Source organism: Asaia krungthepensis NRIC 0535 (assembly GCF_025995175.1).
GTDB lineage: Bacteria > Pseudomonadota > Alphaproteobacteria > Acetobacterales > Acetobacteraceae > Asaia > Asaia krungthepensis.
In genome coordinates this window covers 146,244-155,268 of the sequence record NZ_BAPV01000009.1, presented here as the reverse complement: position 1 = coordinate 155,268, position 9,025 = coordinate 146,244, and the positions used below count along the sequence as shown (strand labels likewise).

Sequence of the window (9,025 nt, the reverse complement as noted above, 5' to 3'; positions counted from 1 at the left end):
CCGCAACCATATCCCCACACATACATAGACCCAGCAGCGCTCAGCAGCAGCGTAGTGCTCAGGCGTACGAGTGGGCGCACCCAAGCTTATATGCAGCACCGTCGGGCACCGCGAAGGCCACAAAAGCTACCCAGGGCCCCGGCACTAACCCTAAGCTAATGTCCAACGTCTCGAAGTGCGCCCCAGAACACGTATCGCGTCTCCAATACCCATCGCGAAATCTCGCAAGAAAACAAAACTTACGGTGCTTCGTTGTACAAAGGCTGAACGCGGGGAAACGCGATCCACGTGCGCAGATAAACCGTGACGTAAACCAGAACGCAACTCGCAAGGAGCCGGGGTCAAAGACCCACGCGCTAGATCGCTTACGTGATCGCTACTGTGCGGGATAAAGCCAGACTACAGTGAGTTAGTCATCAACACGCTAGTCCAGATACCCTACATCGCAATCAGACCTTGAACGTGCGCAGGAATGCCTCATGAGATTTGAGCTCGTCTGACCTCTAGCGGCCGGCCGGTGGATCGTGAACATGAATGAGGCGATGGGACTCCAGCATCCGGTCGCCACATTTCGCCAATCCAGTGGGGCGATCTAGGGTTTTAGAAATGGTTACGGTTTTGATAGAGTCACTCAGGTCACGAGACCGGTCGCTTGTTTCGTTCAGCCGGGTTGATTAGCCGCAAGGATTTTTTCGACAATCCCTGCTGGTACGGATTTGACGCACATTCGAGATCGTGGCGCCTTCACCCATACATGAACGTCTCCTGCTGAAGCGCAGCGCAGTTTGTCACGCCCGCGAGGCTCATATCCGTATGAATTTCGCGCTGGAGCAGGCCTATTGCGTGACGCACATATGGCTCCCCGCCCAGCGAGGCCGCATAGAGAAAGGGGCGCCCGACCAAGACGGCGTCAGCACCCAAGGCGAGCGCCTTGAGTATGTCGGTACCCCGCCTGAAACCGCTATCGACGAGGACTACCATATCGCCGCTCTGATCCTTGATCGCGGGCAACACGTCGATCGGGGCGACAGCGCAATCAAGCTGTCGACCGCCATGATTGGATACCACAATCCCGTCGACACCCATCTCGCGAGCCAATCGTGCGTCATCCGGGGAGAGAATGCCTTTGATGATCAGGGGGCCGTCCCAGTGGCGGCGTAACATCTCGACATGCTCCCAGCTGAAGCTCGGATAGCCTGTTACGGCACTGATTTCACGCGAGAAAATTGAAGGGCATCGCACCGGGTCGATATTGCTGATGCGTGGAATTCCTCTCTGTCGCAATGTCCTTAATCCTGTGCTGCAAAGCCATGACGGGTGGCAAAGCATGTCGGCCACGAGGCGTGGGGTGGGCCTGAACGGCATCGTGTACCCGTTGCGTTGGTTATTCTCTCTATTAGAGCCCACGGCGACATCGGCTGTCAGCATATAGGCGGAGAAACCCGCGGCACCGACCCGATCCAGCATTCGCTCAATATTGTCTTTCTCGGGTTTCTGATAGCCGGCGAACCAGCATCCCGGATAATGGTGACCAATCTCCTCAATGGAGGTGATGGCATTCGCACTCAGGACATAAGGAATATTGGCGGCCTTTGCGGCAAGTGCCATGGCATTATCCGCATCATGTCCCACCACGGCCGACGCACCCATAGGTGCAATCATGAAGGGGCTCGCATAGCGCTTTCCAAACAGCGTCACCTGTTGCGAGCAAGCCGAAACATCCCGCAAGACGCGGGGGATCATTTTCAAACGCGACAAGGCGTCGAGATTGTGTTGCACGGTTGCGCCATCATCGGCGCCGCCTGCGACATAGCCGTGAATGGCACGCGGCAGGAACCGCCGCGCGAGAGGCTCGAAATCATTGAGATTGAGCACCTTCCGCAGGTCGCGCGATGTGGGTTTCAGCATGGCTTTTGTGTCCGTGGAGCAAGGGGCGAGCGGCGGCGTGATTCCCGGTTCTCATCCATCGGCAGGGGCGCGATCGGCCCGACAATGAAGAGATAGGAGAGGGCACCGAGCAACCCGAATATTCCCGTGGCGCAGAGGGGAATCAGGAAGGAGCCATGGGTGAGGCTGACCATCAGACCCGTGAAGCTCGCGATGACAATGCCAGCAATATTTGCAGCACTGTTTTGCATGCCGCCCAGTGTGGCCACCAGATCGGGGCTGGGCGCGATATCGGCGAGAAGCGACCAGATATTGGCGCCTGTGAATGCAATACCGCCGAACGAGACCGAAAGCAGCAAAATGCAAAGCCATGTCGCGCTGACAAAAGCAGTGAGGGCGATGACGGATGAGAGTAGCAACCCACCCACGAGGCATGTCTTGCGAGCGGCGGTAAGGCTCCAGCCCCGGCTATACAGGCGATCGGACGTCCACCCTCCGAGCCATGCCGCAGGGATGGCGATCACGCCGGGAATCATGCCGATAAGACCAAGATCCCGGAGCGAAAAGCCGTGAGCGGATACCAGATAGCTCGGGAACCAGGTCGCAAAGAAATAGAAGACGAAATTGGCGCAAAAAAAGCCAAGCATCATGCCCCAGACGGTGCGGTGGCGCAGGAGACGTCTCCAGCTACCCGGCGCAGCACGTTGCCGGACTGGCTGCGCGGCTCTCAACCGCGCCAGAGCCTCGGCACTGACACCTGTGTGGCGGTCAGGATCATGATAGAGCGCAAACCATATGGCGACCCAGACGAGGCCGAGTGCTCCGGCCGCGACGAACGCCATACGCCATCCCAGCCATGCGATCAGCAGAGCGACCAGGGGCATCGAAACTGCCGAGCCGGCGCGCGAACCGCTATCGAATATGCCCGCGGCGAGGCCACGTTCCGATTTCGGGAACCAGAGTGACGCGACCTTGGCATTGGCGGGATAACTCCCGGCCTCGCCAATGCCCAGAGCAAGACGCAGACCGAATATGCTGAGCGGACCGCGAACGAGCGCAGTCAGAGCCGTGCAGACGGACCACCATGTTACGGCGAATGCATAGGTCGCGCGGACACCGAAGCGATCGACCATCATGCCAAAAGGAAGCTGCATGAACGCATAGGTCCAGAAGAACCCGCCGAGGATCACGCCGAGAAGGGCAGGATCGATATGCAGTTCCCTGGCCATGAAAGGAGCGGCAATCGCTATCGTCGCCCGGTCAATGTAATTGATGGTGGTGGCGGCAAAACAGAGGATGATCATCAGCCAGCGTAGTCGGGGCATGATCTCTCTCCGATCTGGGGGAGGGGAGACCGGTCGGGAAACCGGCGAATGAGACAGGAACCACCCCGGTCCGGCTGCCGAAACGCAGGGTACGGATCGAAGCCGGTATCCGTGACGCGGGGAGCACGACCCCCGTCCGGAACACGCCGCACGGGGGATAGGAGGGCATCGAGCGGGTCGCGAGCGTCAGCCGGCCTTGGGCAGGATGCGACGCAAATATTCCCTGTTCGTCGCGCTGACACTCAGACCGTCGCCACCATAATGTTCAACGAGGAAGGCGCTTTTGAACCCGTGCGCAAGGGCCATCTTGATGGCCGCGCGATAGCTGATCACGCCGAATTCGAGGGGCGCCGGTGCTGTGACCACCATGCCCGTCGTGGCGTCTTCCGTGCGGAAGTAGTTCTTCACATGCCAGTAGCGTGTGAACGGTGCCACCTTCTGCATCATCGATGCCCAGTGTTCCACGGGGCGGTGCAGTCGTACAAGATTACCCAGATCGGCATTGATTCCGACTGAAGGGTGGTCGACATCCTGAACGAAGCGCACCGCACTGTCAGCCGTGCCAAGATAAGTGTCTTCGTACATCTCGAGAGAGAGGCCGATTCCGACTTCCTGCGCATGGCGTGCCAACTCGCGAATACGGTCCACGGCCATCTTCCACGTGCCGGGATCGTCAGGATTGACCGTGCCCTGCGCTGTCCAGAACCACAGAGCCGCTTTCTGAGGCGCGGTCAGAGGATAGAACAGGCCAAAAGACACCTCCGGAATGCCCAGGCGGGCCGCCGTATCGATCACCTTGTGGCTGTAAGCGAGATTCTCATCCGCCTGTTCCGGGTCGATGACCGAACGACGTGCGGTCGACAGACCCGGCATGGTCAGGCCCGCTTCCTTGACGAGATCGGCAAAAACGGCGAGGCGCGATTGAGGGAGATCGGCGAGGCGTATCCAGGAATCTGTCGGATCGATTTCAGTGAAACCGGCATCTGTCACCTCAGCGAGCGTCGCCGCCCATTGCTCCGGGGTCTGATCCTGAACGCTCGTGCCGTCGGGGAGCATATTGGCATACTGGATCATCGCGGCCGCAATCGGCCAGTTGGTGCGATTGAGAGATGTGGACATTTCTGTCTCCTTCGATTGAGAGTCGGGAACAGGAAAAGAAGAGCACCGAGCCGAAGCGCCCAAAGGGCGGGTCAGCTTTTGGGTCAATGGGCAGGGCGGTGGGTCACATGATTTGTACGGGGCAGGAACGATGCGATGGCCAGCCCGATGAGCCCTGAGAGGGCAACCGCGTAGAGCCCTGCGACCGGCGTTTCCCAGATATGGGAGGCGAAACTCCGGATATTCGGCGCGGCAAATCCACCGAGATTGCCGAGGGCGTTGATCAAGGCGATTGCACCAGCAGCCTGGACCCCGGTGAAATGGGCGAGCGGAAAATTCCAGAAGACGGCCTGAACCGTGACCACCCCGGCAGCGGCGATACACAGACCGATGATGGCGATGGGTCCCGAATGAGAACTTGAGACAAATAGACCGATTGCCGCCGCAGAGAGGCAGACCAGTAATCCGAGGCGGGGTGCGTCATACTTCTGGACGAATCGGGTAATCACGAATGTCGAGAGAATGGCGAAGGCCCAGGGAATGCCGCTGACGAGACCGACGCGAAAGCCGATTTTCTCGTGCAGGATCAGGGAGACCTGCTCGGGCAGATAGAAGACCACGCCATAGCTCGCCACCTGCATGACCATGTAAAGAGCAAGGAATTGCAGAAGCTTGGTGGAGTGCAAGAGGGCGCCGAGGCTGGCACCGTGTTGTCCCGCCCCCGCCTTGGCCTGGGATTCACGGTCGAGAATCGTCGAGAGGGTCGATTTCTCGTCGTCTGAGAGCCAGTCGACATCCTGAGGCTTGTCAGGGAGGACGAACCAGGTGGCAATTCCCATGGCTACGGCCAGGCCGCCCTCAAGGAGGAACATCCATTGCCAGCCCGCAAGGCCGAAAAGACCATCAAGGTTGAACAGCGCACCCGATAGAGGATTGCCGAATGTCATGGCGAGCGGATAACCGAAGTAGAACACGCCCAGTACGCGGGTGCGCTCTTTCTCGGGAAACCAGAACGTCAGATAGAGCATGATGCCAGGGAAAAACCCTGCCTCCGCCACGCCGAGGAGTGTCCGCAGCAGGACGAAAGAGAGATTGCCCTGAGTGAACATCATGGCGGCTGAGACAACGCCCCAGGTCACCATGATCCGTGCCATCCACCGTCGGGCGCCCACACGGTAGAGAATGAGATTACTGGGGATCTCGAACAGGGCATAACCGACAAAAAAGACGCCCGCGCCAAAGGCGAACATCGCGTCGGAAACACCGACATCGGTATGGAGAGCCTGTTTGGCCGACCCGATATTCGATCGGTCCAGGAAGGCCACGATATACATCAGGATCAGAAAGGGTAGCAGCTTGGCAAAGGCCTTGCCGGTCGCGCTTGCCCTGAGCCGGTCGTTCACGCCGTCATCGGCCGGAGGGGATGTCATGTCAGGAATCATGATACTGGGGCTCCTCACGCCGGCCCCGACAGTCTGCTGCGGGGATCACGGGCGATCAGACTGTCGGGATTAGGGCAGGGATGGCGGTCAGGCGATGTGTCCGTCGAGTTCGTCCTCGATATGAGCCTGAATGATCGCATCGAAGCTCTGCTCGGTGGTGAAGCCCAGCGAGAGGGCCCGTTGAGGATCGAAGCCGCGCGCCCATCCTGCCACAATCCTGGCAACGGCCTCGTCCGGCGCGTGCCGTATCAGGGCCACAGCCTTGTCGCCAGCGATGCGGCGCAAGGCTTCGATCTGTTCGCCAACCGTGACCGAGAGAGCAGGCATGGAAAGGTTGGGGCGCTCGCCCAGACGATCGAGATCGAGTGTGGCGGCGTGACGCAGGAACTGAACGGCTGAGCGTGGGCTTGTCATCCAGTGACGTGTCGTTTCAGGGACGGGTAATATGGCCTCCAGCCCGACGAGCGGCTCACGGATGATGCCAGAGAAGAAGCCTGAGGCAGCCCGGTTCGGCTTGCCGGGTCGCACGCATATCGTCGGCAGGCGCAGGCCGATCCCGTCGAATATTCCCCGGCGTCTGTAATCGGCCAGGAGGAGCTCGCCGATGGCCTTCTGGGTTCCATAGCTGGTTTGAGGCGTGAGAATGTAGTCATCAGGAATGATATCGGGGAAATCCCCACCGAAGACGGCGTTCGACGATGCAAAGACGACGCGGGGTTTCCAGCCATTACGAAGCCCTTGGTGGCGGATAGCCTCGAAGAGGCTGCGTGTCCCATCCAGATTGACAGCATACCCTTTGTCGAAATCGGCTTCAGCTTCGCCGGAAACGATGGCCGCAAGATGGAGAATGATATCGGGCTGTCCGTTGATCAGCCGCTCAGCCGCACCGGGCTGGGTCAGGTCGCAGGTCATCGTCTCGCACGGGGTGCTGAGGCCGTCCGGGACGGCCGGTGCCACCACATCGGCCAAAGTCAGTCGGCTGAGGGCCGGGGCTCCGGGAAGTGGGGATCTGACAAGGCTCTCGGCGAATTTGCGGCCGATCATACCGGCAGCGCCGATCACGAGGATATGCATTCACGTCACCTTTCCTGTCGGTCAAGCCCGAGAGTTGGATGAACGAAACCTATCTCAAAGTTAATGAGGCGCTAGATGCAAGATTGAACCGCCCGATCGGAATTCCCGATCGCCTCCTCCTCAATGGCGCTGAAAACCAGCTGTGCCGCGGGCGTCAGGGGGCGACCGGGCAGGCTGATCAGAGAGTAATGCCCGAGAAAATCCGGCATGGTGACCGATAGCCGCCGGATCAGTCCGGCTCGTTCGTAATGTTGACTGACGCTGCACGGGATTACCGCCAGGAGCCGTGAGTGAAGCAGGAGATCGATCGTCGCGAACATCGATGAGGCTTCGATGGGATGGGCTGGCAGGGGCATGAGTGCCGTGGTGAATGCTGCTTCGATTGCCCGTCGCATCGGGCTGGGGGCGGTTTGCAGGATCCATTTTTCGCCCGCCACGTCCTGCAGGGTCAGCGTACCGGGATCCTCTATAGGATTATGCCGGCTTGTCACCACACACAGCGGCTCATGCGCCAGGTCGCGGCAATCGAGAGCGGTGGGCCCATGAAGCCCCAGTGCGCGGCCGATTACGAAATCGAGGCGCCCTGATTCCATGCCGAGCAGCAGGGCATCGCTCGTGTCGATGGTGAGCGACAGGCTGATTCCCGGCTGCGAGTGGGCAATCCCGGCAAAGACGGGAGAAACCAGATCCGGCAAGGCTGCGACGATGGATCCCACCCGTACCGTGCCATAGGTCCCTTCCTGCATCGCGTTCATGTCCAGTTGCAGGCGGTCGATATCGTTCAGCATCAGTCGCGCATGACGTGCCGCAAGGACACCGCTGGGGGTAGGAAACACGCCCTGGGAAGATCTTTCGAAAAGCCGCGTGTTCAGAGCGTGCTCGACCTCCTGAAGAAGTTTGGACACGGATGGCTGCGAGAGGTTCATGCGCTCAGCCGCGCGATGAAGATTATTGGTCGCCTCGAGCTCGAGGATGAGGCGCAAATGCCTGAGCTTGAGCCGGTTAATGAGAGAATGGGCCGTCATGCGGGATATTCCAGTGAGACCAAGGTAAAAGGCCTGATAACAGGGTCACGCCGCGCTATCTTCGCAGGGCCGGGCAGCGTGGCGTGATGTCCGACGAGGGATCGGTGACGGGGTTGATCCTCGCTCTAGAGGCCGAAATGATTCCCGGACGGTCAGGTATCCGGCGCGGCAGGGTGTTCATCCGGCAGGGCGATACAGCGTCGCAGCAGGGAAAGGATTGTCAGTGCCGCAGGCGTCTGGGCGCGATCCCGGGTTGTCATGACGCCCCATGGAGCGACATCCAGGGTAAAATTGATCGGAAGTATGGCGATCTGGCCAATGGCGCATTGCATGGCGGCTGCCGGTGCAGAGAGCAGGGTCAGGGCTCTGGTGCGGGTGATATAGGCCAGCGTCATCATCCAGGAATCGGATGAGACGACCCGGGTCGGGAGAGGGAGATCCTGCTCCTGCAGGAGTTCTTCCAGCCTCTGACGCGACCGACTCCCGCGCCGCTGCAGGATCCAGGGATAGGTCGCGAGGGTTTCGAGCGTGAGAGGGCCATTCTGGGCCAGGGGATGATCCGGCGCCGCGGCGACAACGAGGTTTTCGTTCGCAATCTCCTCATACGCAACCGGATGGGGCGAGGGGATGACAGGGCGGCGCCCGAGCATGATATCGATCTGCCCGTCGACCAGCATCTGGAACAATGTGTCGCTCGGCCCGCTGCGTATTTCGAGCTCGATCTCGGGATAATCCTCCTGGGCGATCCGCAGCATTTCGGACAGGGACTGGATGACCGGGCCGTCAATGGCCCCGATGGACACATGGCCGATGCGCCCATCCACCAGGGCATTCAATTCGACACGTGTGCGCTCGAGTTCATCGAGCATGACCAGCGCGTGGCGTGTCAGGACGTCACCGGCATAAGTCGGGATCATGCGACGCCCCTCCAGCCGGAAGAGCCTGATTTTCATCAACTCCTCGAGATCGCCGATCAGCTTCGAGGCGGCAGGCTGAGCCATGCCAAGACTCTCCGCGGCAGCGAGCAGGGTGGGATGACGCGAGAATGCCGCGAGAAGCTGGAGGTGACGGAGCTTGAGCCGGGAGGCGATGAACCAGAAGGGGCCAAGATGGGATTGCGACATGATCGGTTTCATATTCGAACGGTTATGGATCGCGCTGATACGAGTATTGG

At 59.9% G+C, this 9,025-nt stretch carries 7 protein-coding genes; all 7 read right to left on the bottom strand.

All coding sequences use genetic code 11. The features are described 5' to 3' along the window. Positions 1-744 precede the first annotated feature (744 nt). Positions 745-1,908, bottom strand: a complete 1,164-nt coding sequence (locus AA0535_RS06735; protein WP_264815170.1) for an alpha-hydroxy acid oxidase — start codon at positions 1,906-1,908, stop codon at positions 745-747. After that, positions 1,902-3,212 carry an MFS transporter gene (locus AA0535_RS06730; RefSeq protein ID WP_264815169.1) on the bottom strand — a complete coding sequence of 437 codons (1,311 nt, stop codon included), beginning with the start codon at positions 3,210-3,212 and terminating at the stop codon, positions 1,902-1,904. Before AA0535_RS06730 ends, AA0535_RS06735 begins: the two co-directional genes overlap by 7 nt. A 186-nt stretch (positions 3,213-3,398) precedes the next feature. Further along, positions 3,399-4,331 carry a sugar phosphate isomerase/epimerase family protein gene (locus AA0535_RS06725; protein WP_264815168.1) on the bottom strand — a complete coding sequence of 311 codons (933 nt, stop codon included), beginning with the start codon at positions 4,329-4,331 and terminating at the stop codon, positions 3,399-3,401. A gap of 83 nt (positions 4,332-4,414) precedes the next feature. Beyond that, positions 4,415-5,740, bottom strand: coding sequence for an MFS transporter (locus tag AA0535_RS06720; RefSeq protein ID WP_264815167.1), 1,326 nt, complete (start codon positions 5,738-5,740; stop codon positions 4,415-4,417). Between the two features lie 99 nt (positions 5,741-5,839). After that, the gene (denD, locus tag AA0535_RS06715) at positions 5,840-6,826 is read right to left on the bottom strand and encodes a D-erythronate dehydrogenase (RefSeq protein WP_264815165.1); all 987 of its coding nucleotides are present in this window, start codon (positions 6,824-6,826) and stop codon (positions 5,840-5,842) included. Between the two features lie 71 nt (positions 6,827-6,897). Next, complete coding sequence (locus AA0535_RS06710; protein ID WP_264815164.1) at positions 6,898-7,851, bottom strand: LysR family transcriptional regulator; 954 nt, start codon at positions 7,849-7,851, stop codon at positions 6,898-6,900. Positions 7,852-8,003: 152 nt separating this feature from the next. Beyond that, positions 8,004-8,975: a LysR family transcriptional regulator gene (locus tag AA0535_RS06705; RefSeq protein WP_264815163.1), complete on the bottom strand. Its 972-nt coding sequence runs from the start codon at positions 8,973-8,975 to the stop codon at positions 8,004-8,006. Positions 8,976-9,025: the final 50 nt, after the last annotated feature.

Coding starts and splice junctions, on each gene's coding strand:
- AA0535_RS06735 (WP_264815170.1), bottom strand. CDS start 1,908: ATGCTGAAACCCACATCGCGCGACCTGCGGAAGGTGCTCAATCTCAAT.
- AA0535_RS06730 (WP_264815169.1), bottom strand. CDS start 3,212: ATGCCCCGACTACGCTGGCTGATGATCATCCTCTGTTTTGCCGCCACC.
- AA0535_RS06725 (WP_264815168.1), bottom strand. CDS start 4,331: ATGTCCACATCTCTCAATCGCACCAACTGGCCGATTGCGGCCGCGATG.
- AA0535_RS06720 (WP_264815167.1), bottom strand. CDS start 5,740: ATGACATCCCCTCCGGCCGATGACGGCGTGAACGACCGGCTCAGGGCA.
- denD (WP_264815165.1), bottom strand. CDS start 6,826: ATGCATATCCTCGTGATCGGCGCTGCCGGTATGATCGGCCGCAAATTC.
- AA0535_RS06710 (WP_264815164.1), bottom strand. CDS start 7,851: ATGACGGCCCATTCTCTCATTAACCGGCTCAAGCTCAGGCATTTGCGC.
- AA0535_RS06705 (WP_264815163.1), bottom strand. CDS start 8,975: ATGTCGCAATCCCATCTTGGCCCCTTCTGGTTCATCGCCTCCCGGCTC.